The organism is Pseudoalteromonas phenolica (genome assembly GCF_005886345.1).
In the GTDB taxonomy this organism is placed as follows: domain Bacteria; phylum Pseudomonadota; class Gammaproteobacteria; order Enterobacterales; family Alteromonadaceae; genus Pseudoalteromonas; species Pseudoalteromonas phenolica_A.
This window is the reverse complement of the sequence record NZ_PNEC01000088.1, coordinates 1-17,834: the sequence shown is the minus strand read 5'-3', so window position 1 is coordinate 17,834 and position 17,834 is coordinate 1. Positions and strand designations below refer to the sequence as shown.

Here is a 17,834-nt window from a genome sequence, read left to right as displayed (position 1 = left end):
GCGTTTACCGTTCAATGAACGATAATTGTGAGGGTGTGACAGTTAATGGTACTCCAGGCAGTTATACGGTTGAAGGTAATGATGTAACTGCGCCTTGTATCAACTATATGGGTGCTGATTCTCTGTCTGCAGAAGATGCAGAATACATCAACTACACTGACCAAGCGGTTGGTTATAACCAAATGAGCCTAACAGCACTAAGTATTTCAGGTGAGCTATTCGAACTACCTGGTGGTTACGCTGGTTTTGCAGCAGGTTATGAGCACCGTGAAGAAGAAGGTGGTTCAAGTCCAGATGCACTTACCGTATCAGGAGTAGGTTCTGGTAACGCATCAAACCCAACGAAAGGTTCATTTAAGGTAGATGAAATTTACGCAGAACTTTACTTGCCAGTCATTGAGGATTTAGAAATTACTGCTGCGCTTCGTGCATTTGACTACAGTACGTTTGGTCAAGATGAGACGTGGAAGCTTGGCTTTAAATATGCCCCTATTGACGGTCTAACGCTTCGTGGTACTGTTTCTACAGCATTCCGTGCACCTAGTATTAGTGACCTATTTGGCGGTCAGTCAACCGGTTACCCTCCTTACAATGATCCATGTCAAAACTGGGACAATGGTGATGCAAACTCTAACACGTATAAAAACTGTTCACGTGATGTAGCGGCAGGCTTTGAGCAGCCAAATGGTCAGGTTGATAGGGCTCTACTCGGTGGTAACCCAGAGCTACAGCCAGAAACTGCTGATACCATAACTTATGGTTTCATTTATGAGCCTGAGTTTATCGATGGGTTCAGCATGACGCTTGACTATTTCAAAATTGAAATGGAAGACGTAATTACGAATGTACCTGTGCAAACTATCATAGATAAATGCTATCAAGCTGACGACGGTGGTATTGGTGGTTCATCTATGTGGTGTAAATCAATGAGTCGTAACCCGATTGGCACTGTGTCTGGCATTGTCGCTACAGACGACAACCTATCGGTTTGGGAAGTTGAAGGTATTGATTTTAACTTTAACTACACCACAGAACTTTCTAACATGACTTTAAAAGTTGATTGGGAAGGTACACACAATATGAGTTGGTTGTCTCAAGATTTTGAAGGTGAGCCGATTGATGAGAATGTGGGTCGCGCTACGACACGTACCATTCCTGAGTGGAAGCATACACTTTCTACCTCTTTACGTGCCGACGATTGGTCAGTAACTTGGGTTGCGCGCTATATCTCAGAGTCAGAAACAGCTTCAATCTTTGATGCTAAGCAAGATTTAGCCCAAGGTATTGCAAGTGGTGTCAGTGAAGAAGCACTGGAAGTACTTAAAAATGGTGTTACTGAAGCTGAGCTAGATTCTGCTGACTCTTCTGCGGAAGCTTATATTACACATAATTTATCAGTTTCTTATTATGTAAGTGATAACTTCAGTGTATCTGCAGGTATTCGTAACTTAACAGATGAAACGCCTCCATACTTCACTGATTATGGCGATTCAAATACGGATCAGTACACGTACGATACAGTAGGCCGTCGTTGGTTCATGAGCTTCTCGTCTAAGTTCTAAACCATGCATAGTCTTTAATATGCAAAAGCTCGATGTGTTCGGGCTTTTTTATTTTGGTAAAAATCTTGATACATAGTTTTACAAAAAAAGATAATAAAATAATTTATTTTTGTTACTATAATTCGTGAACTGATAAATAGGATGAAATCAATGAAAAAATATTTGATGATGGCAGCTACACTTTTGACTGCTTCAGCATTATCGGGCTGTAATTCAACATCTAACTCTCAAGGGACTGAAGTTGCACAGCAAAAATCAGAGCTAGTTTGTGAAGTAGTTGCTAAAACTGGCTCTCATATGAAGAAGCGTCGCTGTGTGTCACAAGCGCAAGCTAGGCTAGAAAGAGAGCAAGCACAAGAAGAAATTAGAAGAAATCAAATGGGTGGTTCTAAAACTACAAAATAACCTCTTTATTTCTTAATGACTTTGGTTGTTTATATTAATCAAAGTCATTTATTTTACATCAACCACTTTACTCGCCTTTTTATACTGAATTTTAAACCCCTGCCAAGCTGGCAACTCCCATCTTTTAGGTGAATCTTTGCGCGCGCCGCTTTCATAATGCAGGGTTAAACGCTTTGCTTTAAAGAAATACTCAACAAATAGTTTTAACTCAGGTAAATCGACTTTAAGCGGATATTTTTCTTTAAATGGCTCGATTAACCAAGATTCCACACCTTGATAAAATAAGTCTTCAGGTTCGATCAAAGCCAAGTCATCTTGTTCACGAATGCCTAAATCAGTCAACGTTTCTAGCAAATATAGCTCGGCTGTTGGCAGTGCCTCTGTGATATTTTCTGATTGGTTATAAAGGGTATGAAAATCAATTGCCTCAGTCACTTGGCCAGCAACGCCAGGCATTAATTGATTATTGAGGATCAGCTTTACACAGGCGGGAATAAGTGTTTCTGAGGTAACAGGTTCAAGTTTTGACGAAAGCTCTACCCCGGCAAAAATTTGGCTGATATTGACCATGATGTCATCGTCAATGATCTCTGCTTTGTTGAGTGTGGTTTCGCACTGCGCAAATTCACTAATAAGGCTAAGTGGTACTGGTGCGGCGCAGGTTGCCAAAGTCATGGCTTGTTTAGTGCCTTTACCGGCCATGGCATAAGTGTCTAGCACTATCATTGCTTGCGCCTTGTCGTTAATGCGAGATTCTTTGGCAGGGATCACTTCACTGTGGCCATTACCAAAGGCGCCACGTCGATTATTTCTCTTTATGTAAAGTAAATCAGGTCGGGCTTGGGCAATATGTTGTAAGAGTAAATTTCTATCAAAATTCGCGGCTTTACTGAGCTCGGGTAATGAAAAGGCCTCTCGTAGTTGTTCGCTAAATTGCTTGGCCTCTTCAAATGCGTTTTGTTCTACATTTACATGGGGGGCTTTACCTCTAAGTAGATTAATTGCCAATTCTAGATCGCAATGATTGGGTAGGGCCTTGTTTAATTCTTCAAGTTGTTCTGAATTATTCGGTAGCTGATAAACCCGTGCTGGCACACTTAAAACTGCAATGACATCGATCATAGCTTGTTTTAGTGCTCCGCTTGGCATCTGCGTAATTAAGTATGCATATTCTGCATCAATGGGTAGCGGATATAACACTTTGCCCAGCTCTGTGGCGTTCAAATCATTATCAAGGGCTGCGACTTTTTGTAATTGTGTAATGGCGGTATTTAAGGAGCTACTTGGCAATGGCTCTAAAAATTGCAATGTATGTATGTTGTATCCTGCACAAGCACTCGCCAATACCAGTTCAGACAAGGCTTCCCTGTGAATTTCTGGCGGCGTGGTTTTTATTAGTGGTGCATATTGACCGTATAACCGTATGCAGCTTCCTGCTTGTGTCCTACCTGCGCGGCCAAGTCGCTGTTTTGCAGAGTCCGTAGCTATGGCTTCTAGTGCCAGTACCGTTTTACCGCCGCGAAGATGGGTGCGACGTTCAAGGCCTGAATCAATTACACAAGTAATATTGGGTATGGTCAATGAGGTTTCAGCAACATTGGTTGCTAAGATAATACGCTGTTTTGATTGTTTTTTAAGCGCTAAATCTTGCTGAGATTTATGACAACCACTATACAAACCAATGACAATGGCATCTAAATCCTTGAGCCCACTTGCGGCACTTTGAATTTCGCCTTTACCTGGTAAAAACACCAAAATATCGCCTTGGGTTTCATTCAATGCTTGAGTGCAAGCTTGATATACCCTTGGGACTAAGTCATGTTTGCTTGGCATCGCCCTCATATCATCTGTAATAAAGGTTTCTTCGACGGGGAACATTTTTCCCTCGCTGTGCAGGTGTGTTGCGTGTAAATAATCACATAAGGGCTGTGTATCTAGTGTGGCAGAGGTGACAATCAGTTTATGGGCTTGGTGACTTTTAATTAGAGCAAGCAGCAAATCCATATCCCAGCGACGCTCGTGAAATTCATCGAGCATGACCACATCAAACTCTTTTAATTTAGATTCAAAAAACCACCGGAGTGCAACACCAGGTGTGGCAAATACCACTTGGGTGTTTTCATCAAAATGGCTTTCAAAACGAATGGCGTAGCCAATTTCTTTTCCGAGCGGTTGCTGGCTTTGCTCTGCCAAATATTCCGCAAGTGATGTACAGGCAATACGTCTTGGTTGTACTACTAACACTCGACCAATTTTTTTTGCCCAAACGGGTAAACAAGTTGATTTACCCGAACCAGTACTGGCGCTGATCACAAGCGGAGATGAGTCAATATGAGCGTGAAAATCAGCTTCTATCTGAGCTATAGGTAAAGTCATGGCTGAGTGTTCTATCTTATAATTTTTAAGTTTCTTGGATTTTATCAAAGCTATATTGAAATCGCTGCAATTCATACCAACTAAGTCATTAATAGAGTAAAGAGTATTCATATGATAAATATTTTCTTGATGTTGGCACTTGTGGTTTTTGTAGTGATTTATTGGCGATGGCACTATGTGATGAGGCAATATTGGCAGCATAAATATGCTGAGCAAAACCTGTCAGAGCAAGATAAGCAAATTTTACTTAAATATATGCCTATCTATCTTAATATGACCGATAAAGATCGCGAAAAGCTTGAAAGCCATATTGTTTGGTTTTTAGGTGAAAAGCGTGTATTAGGTCGGGATGGTTTAAAAGTGAATCGTGCCATGGCCTTACTGATTGCCGCCGATGCTTGTTTATTGGTGCTAAACAGCCAGTGGCCTTTATACCCAAATGTCAAAGAAGTACTGTTATATCCCAGTAGCTATTATGCGCCACAGCAAAGTCGCGATGCGGCAGGGCTGGTTAATTACCACACCTCAGTTAGACAAGGGGAATCTTGGCCCGGTGGCACTTTGGTTTTAAGTTGGGATAACGTAATTGAAGGGCATAGGTTACCTGAAGATGGCCATAATCTGGTATTTCATGAATTTGCCCATCAGCTCGATCAGCAAACAGGGCAAACCAATGGCACACCCCAGTTGCACTCGCAGGCCATGTACCAACAATGGGGGAAAGTATTTACTCGTGCCTATTCAAACCTTAAAAGTCATGTGGCTTACGGCATGCATCATGTTATGCATAGTTATGGGGCAACCAATGAGGCTGAGTTCTTTGCGGTGCTGACCGAGACATTCATAGAAAAACCGTTTGAGCTGAAGCAATACGACCCGGAGTTATTCACGTTACTGACGGATTATTACCAGTTTGATCCCCGTAACTGGTACCGTCGATAAAATCTGCAACTGATGGCTTTTTTCTGGTATCTCATTCGGAATTTTGTTGCAATCAGTTGTAATCATTCGTGATGACAACTGAGAGACAACAAGATGAAAAAACAGTTTTATAGTGCGCTCGCACTTTCTGTGTCATTGGCACTCGGCAGTTCACAGGCCGCAGAAAAATCAGAAAAATGGCAAGTAGATGCGCCGCAAGGTGAGTTCTTTGATGCGAAGGTATCGGTAGAGCAAGGTACTTGGATGAATGTCGATGTCAGTCCAGATGGTAAAACCATTGTATTTGATTTGCTTGGCGACATTTACACTATGCCGATGAAAGGCGGTAAAGCCACACAGTTAACTTCAGACATTGGTTGGCAAATGCAACCACGTTTTAGCCCTGATGGTCAGTATATTGCTTTTACTTCAGACCAAGGCGGTGGTGACAATATTTGGGTAATGAAGACTGACGGATCAGAGCAAACCGCCGTTACCAAAGAAACCTTCCGCTTATTGAACAGTCCTGCATGGAGTCCAGATGGTAACTTTATTGTGGCTCGTAAGCACTTTACGGGTACTCGCTCTTTAGGTGCGGGTGAAGTTTGGATGTACCACAAAAGCGGTGGCAATGGTGTTCAGCTAACGAAGCGTCCAAATGAGCAGAAAGATCTAGGTGAGCCTGCGTTCTCGCCAGATGGTCGTTATGTGTATTTCTCACAAGATGCCACACCGGGCAAAACCTTTCATTATTCAAAAGACTCGGTAGCGGGCATTTATAAAATTAAGCGCTTAGACAGAGAAACAGGTGAGATTGAGGTGATCTTATCGGGCATGGGCGGTGCCATTCGTCCAACCCCGTCACCAGATGGTAAAACACTGGCATATATTAAACGTGACGATTTTCAATCAAGCCTCTATTTATATGATTTAGAGTCAGGTGAGCATAATAAGCTTTATGGTGAACTTGAGCGTGATATGCAAGAGACTTGGGCCATTCACGGTGTGTATCCAACCATTGCTTGGACGCCTGATCAAAAACATTTGGTATTCTGGGCGGGTGGAAAAATTCATAAACTGGCAGTGAAAGACAAGTCAGTTGAAGAGATTGCCTTCAAAGTAGAAACCACCAAAAAGCTGCAAAAGGCATTACGTTTTGCTCAAGACATCGATGAGCCAGAATTCGATGTGAAAATGCTTCGTAACGTACAAGTATCTCCTGACGGTGAAACGGCTATTTTTGAAGCCATGGGTCATATTTATAAAAGAGATCTAGAGTCGGGCAAAATTAAGCGTTTGACTAAACAAAAGGATCATTTTGAATTCTTCCCGCAATTTTCTCGTGATGGTAAAAAGATTGTTTATGTCACTTGGGATGACAAAGAGCAGGGCTCGGTTCGTGTTGTATCTACGCGCTCAGGCCGTGGTAAAGCCGTTACTAAACAGCCGGGTAAATATGTAGAGCCAACATTTAGCCCTGATGGCGATACTGTGGTGTACCGTAAAACTTCAGGCAGTTCAATTTTAACGCCTGAGTGGTCGTTAAAGTCGGGTATTTACACAGTTTCAAGTAAAGGCGGTGAGCCTGAGTTCATCACAGAGTCTGGGTTCCAACCTCAGTTTGCTGACAGAAACGACCGTATCTTTGTAATGGCGGGGTGGCCTAAACCGCAATTGCGCGCAGTAAACCTAGAGACGAAGAAAACACAGGTTTTATACGAATCAAAACATGCGACTGAATACCGTGTATCTCCGGATGGTAAATACCTCGCATTTGCTGAACGCTTTAAAGTATTTGTGACGCCATTTGTTGAAAGTGGCAAAACCATCAATATCTCTCCAAGCGATAAACAATTCCCTGTTGAGCAGTTATCTGTCAGAGCGGGGGAGGGCATTTCATGGAGTGCTAAAGGCGATAAACTATATTGGAGTCTAGGACCTGAGCTTTATCACGCGTCACTTGCTGGCATGTTTGATATCAATAAAGCTGAAGATGCTGACTTTAAAGTGGCCAGTGGCACAAACATTGGTTTTAAGCAGAAAATGGCCGAGCCAAAAGGCATGATAGCGTTAACTGGCGCAATCATTGTTACCATGAAAGGTGAGCAAGTTATCGAAAATGGTGTGGTGCTGACTGATGGCAAGCACATCAAAGCCGTGGGTTCACAAGCTGATGTGCGCATTCCAAAAGGCGCAAAAGTGATTGATGTAACAGGTAAAACTATTTTACCTGGGCTGGTGGATGTTCACGCCCACGGTGCGCAAGGCAGCAACGAGATCATTCCAGAGCAAAACTGGAAGAACTTTGCGGGCTTATCTCTAGGTGTAACAACCATTCACGATCCATCTAACGATACTACAGAGATCTTTGCAGCCAGCGAAATGCAAAAAGCAGGCAAAATTGTTGGCCCACGTATTTTCTCAACCGGCACAATTTTGTACGGTGCGAATATGCCGGGTTATACATCACACGTAGATTCATTAGACGATGCTAAGTTCCACTTAGAGCGTTTACAAAAAGTCGGTGCCTTTAGTGTGAAGTCTTATAACCAACCGCGTCGTGAACAGCGTCAGCAAGTGGTTGAAGCGGGCCGTCAGTTAGGCATGATGGTAGTGCCTGAGGGGGGGTCATTGTTACAACACAACCTCACTATGGTCGTTGATGGTCATACTGGCATTGAGCACTCTTTACCTGTCACGCATATCTATGATGACATTAAGCAGTTATGGTCGCAGACTGATGTAGGTTATACACCAACGCTAGGTGTGGCTTATGGCGGTATTTGGGGTGAAAATTATTGGTACGATAAAACCGATGTGTGGGCACACCCAAGATTAAGTAAGTTTGTGCCTAAGAACCAATTACTACCACGTTCAATGCGTCGTATTAAATCACCAGATCACCACTATAATCACTTCAACAACGCGCGAGTGTCTGCTGAATTACAAGATTTAGGTGCACTTGTGAACCTAGGTGCACATGGTCAGCGTGAAGGCCTAGCGGCACACTGGGAAATCTGGATGTTTGCACAAGGTGGCATGACGCCACATGAAGCATTGCGTGCGGCCACGATTGATCCGGCTAAGCATATTGGTCTTGATGAACACATTGGTTCAATTGAGGCGGGCAAATTAGCTGACTTAATTGTGTTAGATAAAAACCCATTAGATAACATCAGAGATACGGACAAGATCAATCATACCATGATCAATGGTCGTTTATTTGATGCGTCTACAATGCAAGAAGTCGGTGCTAAAAAACGCGAGAAGTTATTCTTCGAAGAGTAATTTTTTGACTGGTGAGTGAGGCTTAGGTCTCACTCCTGCTGGATTTTAATCTTTCAATATTAAAATCCAGACATAAAAAAACCGCGATAAACGCGGTTTTTTTATGTCTAACTGTGAGTGGGGATTAAACCACACCACGTGGAAGGCGACAGTCATGCTCTTTTTCAGCAAGACGGATGATCCAGAATTCTTCTGGTGTGTAGCCTTCTTCGTTAGCTTTAACAACAGTAAATGCTGCTTTTTTAGTTTTCGCAGGCGCTGCTGGTTTTTTTGCTTCTTTTTTAGCAGGAGCCGCTTCTTGGCTAGGAGCCGCAGAACCAGAAGTAAGCTCTTCTGTTAGTGCAGCAACATCTGCTAGGCGCATGTTTTTGCCACCGTCAATGCTGTACCAGCCAGGTTTAGTTGTGATCTCTGGCTTTTTACCATGGGCAGCTTCATATGCAGCTTCAAAAGCGCTTAATACTTCAGTTTTATCAAGTTTACTCATCGTAGATCCTAGTCGTTAATACGCGGATACGCGGGTTTAATTTAAAGGCGCATTTATACCGAAAATTGGGCTAATTTTCAATTTTTTGCGCCATTTCTCTACTTTTAGCCTTCTAAATTGCGATAAAGCGCTGTAAAAGTAAGCATTTTAACGTATTTTTAAGCACTGATTCATAAAGCTTCAGGGTTAATGAATCGTCTTAACGCTATCCAGGCTTTACCTATGGCTTCATGCCAGTGGCTCGTAACCGCTCTTAATACTCCCGAATCTGGAATAAAAAGCTTATGCGTCGGGGTATTTGTATAAGTGTAAAATTGCACCGGTGCTTTGATCACATCAACCCCCTGCACATAAAATAAATCACTGGCTCTGGCCATGTGACTTGCTGAGGTGACGAGTGCAACTTGTCTATCGACTAATTTTGGTGCAAGTAGTTTTGCTTCATCGGCGGTGTCTTTGGCTGTTGGGTTGGTCGACACTCGGTGCTTGGCAATACCTAAACTTTTAGCAGTCTCTGCCATTAAATCAGCGCCTGTGGTTTTACCAAAGCCATACCCGGAGACAATCAGTTTAGCCTGCGGGTATGCATTTGCCAGACGAAGCCCTTCAACTAAACGTGATAACGCGCAGCCACCAAGTTGGCCATTTGCTGGCAGATGGCTGTTGGCATAGACATCACAGCCAAGTACAACAATATAGTCGAGCTTTTTGTGCTTTTTAATATCAAAAGGTGCTTGTGTCTTTTCGATAGGCGTAATCAATAAGTTTGCGCCGTAAGGTGTGCTTATAAACCAAGTGGCAATAACACATAACCAAGCTAACAAATATGACTTTGTATTTTGCTTTGCGATAAATAATAAACACAGTGACAAGATAATTAAGGTGAGAGGCAAGGGCATCAAGAGGCCGCCGATGATCTTTTTGATTTCAAACATAAAAAAGCCCAAAGAGAATTTGGGCTAGTTTAAAATAGAATCACTTAGACAACCAGATGATTTCAGTGGTTATCGTCCGTTACTTTGCTTACACGTATTTAAGAAGTGACGATATACAGGGTTATCTTTCATATTTTTCTTCATAGCTAAGTACATCGGGCGGTTTAAGCCCAGTGCGCCCAGCGGAATAGACTTAATTAACCCTTGGCTTTCATAAGGTGTCACTAACCAATCAGGTAGAGCAGCAACACCCATACCGGCACTGACTAACTGGAAAATAAGTAATCCTTGATCCACCGTTTTTAATGTACCGTCAAAGCGTGCATTTTGAATAAAATGCTTAAAAATATCTTGGCGTTCTTTTGGAATAGGGTACGAAATAATGGTTTCGTCTTTTAAATCGAGGGCCGTGACGTAGGCTTTTTTAGCCAGTTCGTGATCGGGCGATACAATCAGCTTCAACTTAAAATCAAAAAGGTGTGCGTATTCAAGCTTGTCTGCTTCACGAATGTCAGAAGTTAATACTAAATCTAAATCATCATTGAGTAGCTCAGGAATGGCGTCGTAGCTAAACCCGCGCTCATAATCTACATGGATGTCAGGCCAGAAATTGTTAAATTCTTTGATTGTCGGCAGTAGCCAATGAAAACATGCGTGACACTCTACACTTAAACGCAATTGAGAAATTGGCTGATTGAGGCTTTCTTTTAACCGACACTTTGTAGCTTCAACTCTTGGTAACACTTCGTTGGCCAATTCTAGTAGTAGCATACCCTGTGGGGTAAAACGCACTGGTTGTGTTTTTCTTTCGAACAGCTGACAGTCTAATTTATTCTCTAAGTCTTTAATTTGATGAGATAAAGCTGATTGAGTTAAAAACAGTTCACGGGCTGTGTTGACAAGCGAGCCGGTTTCTTTAAGTGTTGATATGGTTTTTAAATGTTTAATATCTATCATCTTCAATAAATCTCATTCTTAGAGTGAGCAAAATTCAGAGTTCACCTATTCCTGAACTGCATAACTTAGATTTCCGTGTTTGCTAGTTTATAAAAACAGCATAAAGCTGTGTTTAATTAGCAAAATCACTATAACACTATTTTTGACAGCGTTGTCATGTTTTGATCATATTTTTTACAATTTTATTTGATTAATTTTGTTCAAGTTAAAACTGAAAAACCATCAATTGTTTTCATCCTATCTCATGTTTGGGTTTTTAGCCATCTAAACATCTACTTATTTCTTCTTTAGCAGTATAAGGAAGCGCGAATATTTAGCTATGGGTTCTAGTAAATGAGAGTGTTAAGAGTGTTTACAAGCTATGTAAAGCATTGAGTGAATATATAGCTTGTCAAAAAAGAATAAATGGAAGGGAATCGATAAATTCAGAAGTATCTTTTTTAGTCTAATTTAGATGGGTAGCACCATTTCTGTATGTTTGACTAGTAGCTCCATGGCTTTATCGGCGGGCAGTGGCTTTGACACAATATAGCCTTGACCAAATTGGCAACCTTTACGTTTTAGTAGCGCCCATTGTTTTGGGTTCTCAATACCCTCAGCAACCACAGTTAACTTTAAAGAGTGGGCTAGAGATAAAATAGCGTCTACCAAGGGGTTCTCTTTTTGAGTTAATTGATCCACAAAGCTCTTATCTATTTTCAATACATGAATTGGCAACTGGTGAAGATAACCTAGCGCAGAATAGCCCGTACCAAAATCATCTAAATAAAGTTTTACACCGAGTGGCTCTAATCCTTCAATAATTCGCGTTGCAAGGCTGAGGTTTTCAATTAAACCTGATTCGGTTATTTCTAAACACAATGTCCCATTGGGTAACTGGTACTTGGTGTAGATCTCTTTCATAAAATCTACAAATTCAAGACTGGCAAAGTGACGAGACGAGACATTGACGGTAACTCGAATTGTCGGCATACCAGTGCGACGCCATTTTTGTAACTGTGCGCCAGCAAGCTCTAGTAAATGAAGGTCTAGGTCAATGATCTGGCCTGTTTGCTCAGCAATAGGAATAAAGTCATTAGGCGGCACAAAGCCGGCTTTAGGATGATGCCATCTTACCAATGCTTCAAAGCTAACAATATGAGGGTCTTGCAAGGCAAAAATAGGCTGAAAAAACAACTCAAACTCATTGTTTTGGATGCCATGTTGTAAGTCATTTTCAATATCGGCTTGACGCTTTAGCTTACGGCGCATGGCGTTATTGAAGTAACAGACTTGGCCTCTACCACGAGACTTAGCTTCATACATGGCAGCGTCAGCCTGTTGCAGTAATGAGATTGCATTGTCTTGAGCACTTTCTGTAAATGCTACCCCAATGCTACTTGATGCTTGCAATACATGACCATCAATGTGCAAAGGTTTTGCGATAGCATTAGTGATGCGTTCAAGCGCCAGTTTTACTTGGTGTTTGTCTTGAACATTTTCCATGAAAATAGCAAATTCATCGCCGCCGAGTCTTGCAAAGGTATCGGTTTTACGAATACAGCTTTTTACCATATTAACTATTGCAATGAGAAAGTGGTCACCCACATCATGACCCAATGAATCGTTAATGCTTTTAAACCTATCTAGATCTAAATAAAGTAAGCAGTGGAGGTTTTTTTGCTTGGCGCGTCCTAAAGCCAATATGGCATGTTTGACACGTTCAAATAATAAATAACGATTTGCCAAACCAGTTAGTTCATCATGTAATGCTCTATGTTCAAGGGCTTGGCGAGAAATTTGACGATCTATAGCCATACTTACTTGGCGGCTTATATAAGTAAGGATCTCAAGATCATGCGCTTCAAAGCTCTTATGTTTTTGATAACTTTGCAACACAATGACGCCCTGATACTGTTCATTAACGGTAAAAGGCACACCTAACCAAGAAAGTGGAGAGCGGCCAAGCATTTTAAAATGTCCGTCTTCAATATGCTGTTTAAATTGGGCTTGATCGCACAGCAGCGCTTTATTACTTTTCAGCAAATAATACGACGCAGAATCTTTTAATTGGTCTTTTGAAATTTTTGGCGTTGCTAAACACTTTAATTCACTTTCAATAAGATATTTTATTTCTAAGACATCTGTCTTGCGATTATAAAGCGCAATAAAAAAGTTTTCCGCGGGTAATTGGGTATTAATGATTTGATATAAATCATCATAAAATGCATTTAGATCGGCTGATTTATATGCGATGTTGGCAATTTTTAATAAACATTGTTCAAGTTGTTGTGCTTGATTTAATTGTTTGACTGTCGAAGTTAAATTATCAAGTGTACGAACCTGATATATTTTTGCACTTAATAAATGCGCAACGGTAGACAGTATTTGTAAATGCGCATCGGTAAAGTAATTTAATTCAGGGTGTTCACAATCAATGACCCCGAGTAGGGTATTTTCATAAACTAAAGGAACACAGATTTCTGAAAGGGCAGGGCGAGAATCGGCAATATACATTGATTCATTTCTAACATCTCCAGACACAAAAGGGACTTGCGTTCGGGCCACATGGCCTGTAATACCTTGACCAATTGGAATACGAGTCTGGGCAACTTGGTAATCGATACTCTGGTGCGCGACACCCATAGATGCTACTTCTTCTAAGAATTCAGCCTGTTCATCTGCAAGATAAATAACACAGTCTACAAAGCCTAAGCGACTTACTACTTGAGAAGTTACATAATCAAAAAGTTCATCTAGCTGGGTGATCTGTAAAAGCGAAGATGAAAATTGATTTATAATGCTGAGCTGTTCGGTTTTTGATTCTAATTTGTTGTTATTCGAAAGCATGCACAATATTCATTCTGGTCCATGGCTATACGTTAACCTACTTGTCGTTAAAACGACATAATAAAATAGGGTTATAAACGAATTTGATTGTAAATGAGTGTATAGAAGTTGGGAGTATTTCATCCTAAAAACTTTACTAGATAAGGCTAAGTGCCTATGATCGAGCAAACTGAGGAGCGGAAATAAGCAATGACAAGTAAAGCAACTACTTTAACAATTACCAGACCTGATGATTGGCATATTCATTTACGTGATGGTGTGCAGCTAAAAGATACGGTTCGAGATGTTAGCCGTTATATGGGGCGCGCCATTATCATGCCAAACCTCGTACCACCTGCGACGTGTACAGACACAGCATTATCTTATCGTGATCGTATTATGGCTGCAAAGCCGCAAGGCAATTTTGAGCCTCTTATGGTTTTATATCTAACAGATAAAACAACTCCTGAAGAAATCCGAAAAGCAAAAGCGACAGGTAAAATTTTCGCTGCAAAACTTTACCCTGCAGGTGCAACGACCAATTCAGACTCAGGCGTTACTGATATTGAAAATGTATTTCCTGCATTAGAAGCTATGCAAGAAGTAGGCATGTTGCTATTAGTACATGGTGAAGTAACAGATTCTTCAATCGATATCTTCGACAGAGAAAGAGTGTTTTTAGAAACAAAACTATCTAAAGTTGTTGATGCTTTCCCTGGACTTAAAATTGTACTAGAGCATATCACAACAAAAGATGCGGTCGAGTTTGTTGAGGCTGCTTCTGATAATGTTGCTGCAACCATTACTGCCCACCACTTACTTTATAACCGTAATCATATGTTAGCTGGTGGTATTCGCCCTCATTACTACTGCTTACCAATCCTTAAGCGCAATACGCATCAACAGGCATTAATAAAAGCTGCTACAAGCGGTAATCCTAAGTTTTTCTTAGGTACTGATTCTGCGCCTCATGCCAAAGATAAGAAAGAAGCAGCATGCGGTTGTGCTGGTGCTTATACTGCTCACGCAGCAATTGAGTTATATGCTGAAGCATTTGAAGAAGTAGATGCATTAGATAAGCTAGAAGGCTTTGCTAGCCACTTTGGTGCTGATTTTTATGGTTTGCCTAGAAACAGCGATACCATCACGCTAGAGAAGTCACCTTGGCAGGTGCCTGACAGTTACCCACTAGGAGATGCAGATGTTGTGCCTATTAAAGCGGGTGCAGAAATCGACTGGAAAGTAGTTTAAATATAACTTAACTATTTTTTGTAATTTCTAAAACGCGCATTAAGCGCGTTTTTTTGTGCAATTATATTTCGTAACAAATATAATATTTGCAAGTTTTTAAAATATTTATACTATTAGTATGAATGTGTAATTGATTTAAAATACACAACTAAGCTAAATAGAAATTAAATATTTGAGAGAAGGCAATGAAAGAAATAAAATCATTTATTAAGTCTGCAAGTGTTAGTGAGTTAGAAAAAGCACTTGGATTAATAAACGACGCAATTGCCTCACAAAAAGCGCAGGAAGCTGCAAAAGCAGAAGTATTAGCTTTAATTAAAGATAAAGGACTGACTGTTGAGGATTTGCTTGAAAGTGCTCCGACTGACAAACGCAGTAAAGTAGCCATTAAATATCGCATGGAGAAAGACGGTGAGATATTTGAATGGAGTGGTCGTGGAAAACGTCCTAAAGTATTTGTTGATGTTGACCTTCAACAATACGCAGTAATTTAAGTTTAGTCTTTAGGTGAGCAGGCTTATAGCCTGCTCATTTGTTTTAGAGGTTAGTTATTTACACGCTCAGACCTTATCAGCAAGAAGCTGTTCAAAATACCATTTCTCATTTTAAGAAAACTAACGACCCAGCAGTAATCGTCTTACCAACAGGTGCAGGCAAAAGTCTTGTGATTGCAGAGTTGGCTAGACTTGCCCGAAAAAAAATTCTTGTTTTAGCTCATGTAAAAGAGTTGGTAGAGCAAAACAGTGAAAAATATAAAAGCTTTGGGCTACAAGCGAGTATTTTCTCTGCAGGTTTAAAACAAAAGTCACTTATTCATCAAGTCACCTTTGCCAGTGTTCAATCGCTTTCCAGAAATATCGACCAGTTAAATGAAGAATACTCCTTGGTCATTATAGATGAATGCCACCGCGTAAATGGGGATGATAAAAGTCAGTACGGCAAAGTCATTTCAGCTTTGAAAGAACATAACGCGAGTTTAAAGGTGCTAGGTTTAACGGCGACACCATATCGTTTAGGCATGGGTTGGATCTATCAACATCATTATCATGGCTTTGCTAGAGGTAATTGTGATTCTCCATTTAAGAAGTGTATTTTCGAGCTACCGCTAAGATATATGATAAGCAATAAATACCTTACGCCGCCTAAACAAGTTGATCCGGCAATAAAACATTATGATTTCGCGAGTCTGACAATAGATAATTTTGGCAGGTTTTCTGAAACAGAAATGAATAGTTTGTTAGATAGCCAAACCCGAGCGACGAAAAATATCATCGACCATGTGATAGAGCAAAGCACTTCAAGAAAAGGTGTAATGATCTTCGCTGCTACGGTTATGCATGCGAAAGAAATTTTTTCGTACTTGCCGCAAAGTGAAGCTGCACTGGTAATTGGTGATACCCATCAGGCAGAGCGTGATGCCATTATTTTGAACTTCAAAAACAAACAAATAAAGTACCTTATAAATGTATCCGTTCTTACGACTGGTTTCGATGCCCCCCATGTTGATTTTATCGCTATATTAAGACCAACCGAATCCGTCAGTTTGTATCAACAAATAATTGGACGAGGTTTACGGCTTGCAGATGACAAAAAAGAGTGTCTCGTTATGGACTTTGCAGGTAATCAGTTTGATTTATTCCAACCTGAAGTGGGGGCTAAAAAACCTTGTTCAGATAATGAACCAGTTCAAGTGCTTTGTCCTGGTTGTGGCTTTGCCAATATATTCTGGGGCAAAACAGATGAGCAAGGCAAAGTCATAGAACATTTTGGCCGCCGTTGTCAGGGGTTACTAGATAATGGCGAAGAAGAGCAACAATGTGACTACCGCTTTAAATTTAAAGAATGTGATGAATGTGGCGCTGAAAATGACATAGCCGCAAGGCAATGTCATCAATGCCATGCCATTATGGCAGATCCTGACGATAAACTGAGAGCGGCATTGAATCTAAAAAATGCCATGGTTTTACGTTGTAGTGGTTTGTCTATTACAACTTTGGCTGATGAAAAGATAAAAGTAACTTACTTCGATGAAGATGGCGCATCTTGTAGTGAAGTATACGATTTTAATAACAGTAAAAGTGTATACATCTTTAACAAGCAATATGCAAAACGTGTGTCAGGTGTACCTACCTCAATTAATTTTAAGCAGGCTTCGGTAGTTCAACAATATGCTTACCAACTAAAAGCACCTGACTTTGTGATTGCAAACCAACATAAGAAGTACGGGTGGCAAGTAAAAGAAAAGTTATTCGATTATGAAGGCAGTTATAGAGTCGCGGATAAGTCATAAACCCTCAAGCAGAACGCCATATTTGTATGTTTTATAGCCTCAATATATATGAAAATAGGTGTTTCGTTCAAAATATACGCGAATAGTTAGTTTCTTGCATTTTTCTTTAAAAAAGGGGTTGCGCACTTTTAAATTCTCCCTATAATGCGCACCCACTGACACGGGGCGAGACGCTGAAAAGCAATTCAAAACGATGTCGAGTCAAATAAAACTTAGCTTTAAACTTTCTCTAAAGAAAAAGATTAAAATTAAGTGTTGACATAAAAAGTGAAGTCGTTATTATGGCGCCTCACTTCGCAGCAAGGCTGCAGTAACTCATCGAGTTACACCCGGGTAACCGGAATGTTCTTTAAAAATATGAAGCAATCATCTGTGTGGGCACTCGTACAGGTTGAGTTCTAACAGCTCTTGATTCAGGAGCAAAAAAATTAGAGTCTCAAATGTAACTGAGTGACTTCATAGTCAATTCGATTCGAAAGAATCAAAATCAGAATTCATTGAGCATGGTTTGAAGTTTACTTCAAACAAAAAACTTTTAATTGAAGAGTTTGATC

Annotated in this window: 12 protein-coding genes; 7 read left to right on the top strand and 5 right to left on the bottom strand. The window is 40.7% G+C overall.

The genetic code is table 11. From position 1 onward, the window contains the following. Both CWB72_RS20100 and CWB72_RS20095 read left to right on the top strand, forming a co-directional pair. On the top strand, positions 1 to 1,562 hold a 1,562-nt coding region (locus tag CWB72_RS20100), incomplete at its 5' end, for a TonB-dependent receptor (protein WP_138635173.1). A gap of 150 nt (positions 1,563 to 1,712) precedes the next feature. Beyond that, positions 1,713 to 1,967, top strand: coding sequence for a hypothetical protein (locus CWB72_RS20095; protein WP_138635171.1), 255 nt, complete (start codon positions 1,713 to 1,715; stop codon positions 1,965 to 1,967). A gap of 48 nt (positions 1,968 to 2,015) precedes the next feature. Here the strand turns inward: CWB72_RS20095 and CWB72_RS20090 are convergent, their stop codons facing one another. Further along, on the bottom strand, positions 2,016 to 4,343 hold the full coding sequence (locus tag CWB72_RS20090) for a helicase-related protein (RefSeq protein WP_138635168.1): 2,328 nt from the start codon (positions 4,341 to 4,343) through the stop codon (positions 2,016 to 2,018). A 111-nt stretch (positions 4,344 to 4,454) separates the two neighbouring features. On the opposite strand from CWB72_RS20090, the gene CWB72_RS20085 reads away from it, so the two are divergent. Together CWB72_RS20085 and CWB72_RS20080 are read left to right on the top strand one after the other, a co-directional pair. Next, positions 4,455 to 5,285 carry a M90 family metallopeptidase gene (locus CWB72_RS20085; protein ID WP_138635165.1) on the top strand — a complete coding sequence of 277 codons (831 nt, stop codon included), beginning with the start codon at positions 4,455 to 4,457 and terminating at the stop codon, positions 5,283 to 5,285. Positions 5,286 to 5,378: 93 nt separating this feature from the next. Then, the gene (locus CWB72_RS20080; RefSeq protein ID WP_138635161.1) at positions 5,379 to 8,552 is read left to right on the top strand and encodes an amidohydrolase family protein; all 3,174 of its coding nucleotides are present in this window, start codon (positions 5,379 to 5,381) and stop codon (positions 8,550 to 8,552) included. A 124-nt stretch (positions 8,553 to 8,676) separates the two neighbouring features. Here the strand turns inward: CWB72_RS20080 and CWB72_RS20075 are convergent, their stop codons facing one another. From CWB72_RS20075 to CWB72_RS20060, 4 genes are all read right to left on the bottom strand, one after another. After that, positions 8,677 to 9,039, bottom strand: coding sequence for a hypothetical protein (locus CWB72_RS20075; RefSeq protein ID WP_058029303.1), 363 nt, complete (start codon positions 9,037 to 9,039; stop codon positions 8,677 to 8,679). A gap of 170 nt (positions 9,040 to 9,209) precedes the next feature. Then, the gene (locus CWB72_RS20070) at positions 9,210 to 9,974 is read right to left on the bottom strand and encodes a YdcF family protein (RefSeq protein ID WP_138635158.1); all 765 of its coding nucleotides are present in this window, start codon (positions 9,972 to 9,974) and stop codon (positions 9,210 to 9,212) included. A gap of 69 nt (positions 9,975 to 10,043) precedes the next feature. Beyond that, complete coding sequence (locus CWB72_RS20065; RefSeq protein ID WP_058029305.1) at positions 10,044 to 10,931, bottom strand: LysR substrate-binding domain-containing protein; 888 nt, start codon at positions 10,929 to 10,931, stop codon at positions 10,044 to 10,046. Between the two features lie 450 nt (positions 10,932 to 11,381). Beyond that, positions 11,382 to 13,760: a bifunctional diguanylate cyclase/phosphodiesterase gene (locus tag CWB72_RS20060; RefSeq protein WP_130255724.1), complete on the bottom strand. Its 2,379-nt coding sequence runs from the start codon at positions 13,758 to 13,760 to the stop codon at positions 11,382 to 11,384. A gap of 189 nt (positions 13,761 to 13,949) precedes the next feature. Between CWB72_RS20060 and pyrC the strand changes: the two genes are divergently transcribed. The 3 genes from pyrC (at position 13,950) to CWB72_RS20045 (ending at position 17,280) form a co-directional block, all read left to right on the top strand. Further along, positions 13,950 to 14,990, top strand: coding sequence for a dihydroorotase (gene pyrC / locus CWB72_RS20055; protein WP_138635155.1), 1,041 nt, complete (start codon positions 13,950 to 13,952; stop codon positions 14,988 to 14,990). A 185-nt stretch (positions 14,991 to 15,175) separates the two neighbouring features. Then, positions 15,176 to 15,484: an H-NS histone family protein gene (locus tag CWB72_RS20050; protein ID WP_130255726.1), complete on the top strand. Its 309-nt coding sequence runs from the start codon at positions 15,176 to 15,178 to the stop codon at positions 15,482 to 15,484. Positions 15,485 to 15,540: 56 nt separating this feature from the next. After that, a complete protein-coding gene (locus CWB72_RS20045; RefSeq protein WP_138635152.1) occupies positions 15,541 to 17,280 on the top strand; it encodes a DEAD/DEAH box helicase in 1,740 nt (579 codons plus the stop codon). Positions 17,281 to 17,834 lie beyond the last annotated feature (554 nt).

Bases quoted from the DNA above. Each gene is read 5' to 3' on its own strand.
- CWB72_RS20095 (WP_138635171.1), top strand. From the start codon at position 1,713: ATGAAAAAATATTTGATGATGGCAGCTACACTTTTGACTGCTTCAGCA.
- CWB72_RS20090 (WP_138635168.1), bottom strand. From the start codon at position 4,343: ATGACTTTACCTATAGCTCAGATAGAAGCTGATTTTCACGCTCATATT.
- CWB72_RS20085 (WP_138635165.1), top strand. From the start codon at position 4,455: ATGATAAATATTTTCTTGATGTTGGCACTTGTGGTTTTTGTAGTGATT.
- CWB72_RS20080 (WP_138635161.1), top strand. From the start codon at position 5,379: ATGAAAAAACAGTTTTATAGTGCGCTCGCACTTTCTGTGTCATTGGCA.
- CWB72_RS20075 (WP_058029303.1), bottom strand. From the start codon at position 9,039: ATGAGTAAACTTGATAAAACTGAAGTATTAAGCGCTTTTGAAGCTGCA.
- CWB72_RS20070 (WP_138635158.1), bottom strand. From the start codon at position 9,974: ATGTTTGAAATCAAAAAGATCATCGGCGGCCTCTTGATGCCCTTGCCT.
- CWB72_RS20065 (WP_058029305.1), bottom strand. From the start codon at position 10,931: ATGATAGATATTAAACATTTAAAAACCATATCAACACTTAAAGAAACC.
- CWB72_RS20060 (WP_130255724.1), bottom strand. From the start codon at position 13,760: ATGCTTTCGAATAACAACAAATTAGAATCAAAAACCGAACAGCTCAGC.
- pyrC (WP_138635155.1), top strand. From the start codon at position 13,950: ATGACAAGTAAAGCAACTACTTTAACAATTACCAGACCTGATGATTGG.
- CWB72_RS20050 (WP_130255726.1), top strand. From the start codon at position 15,176: ATGAAAGAAATAAAATCATTTATTAAGTCTGCAAGTGTTAGTGAGTTA.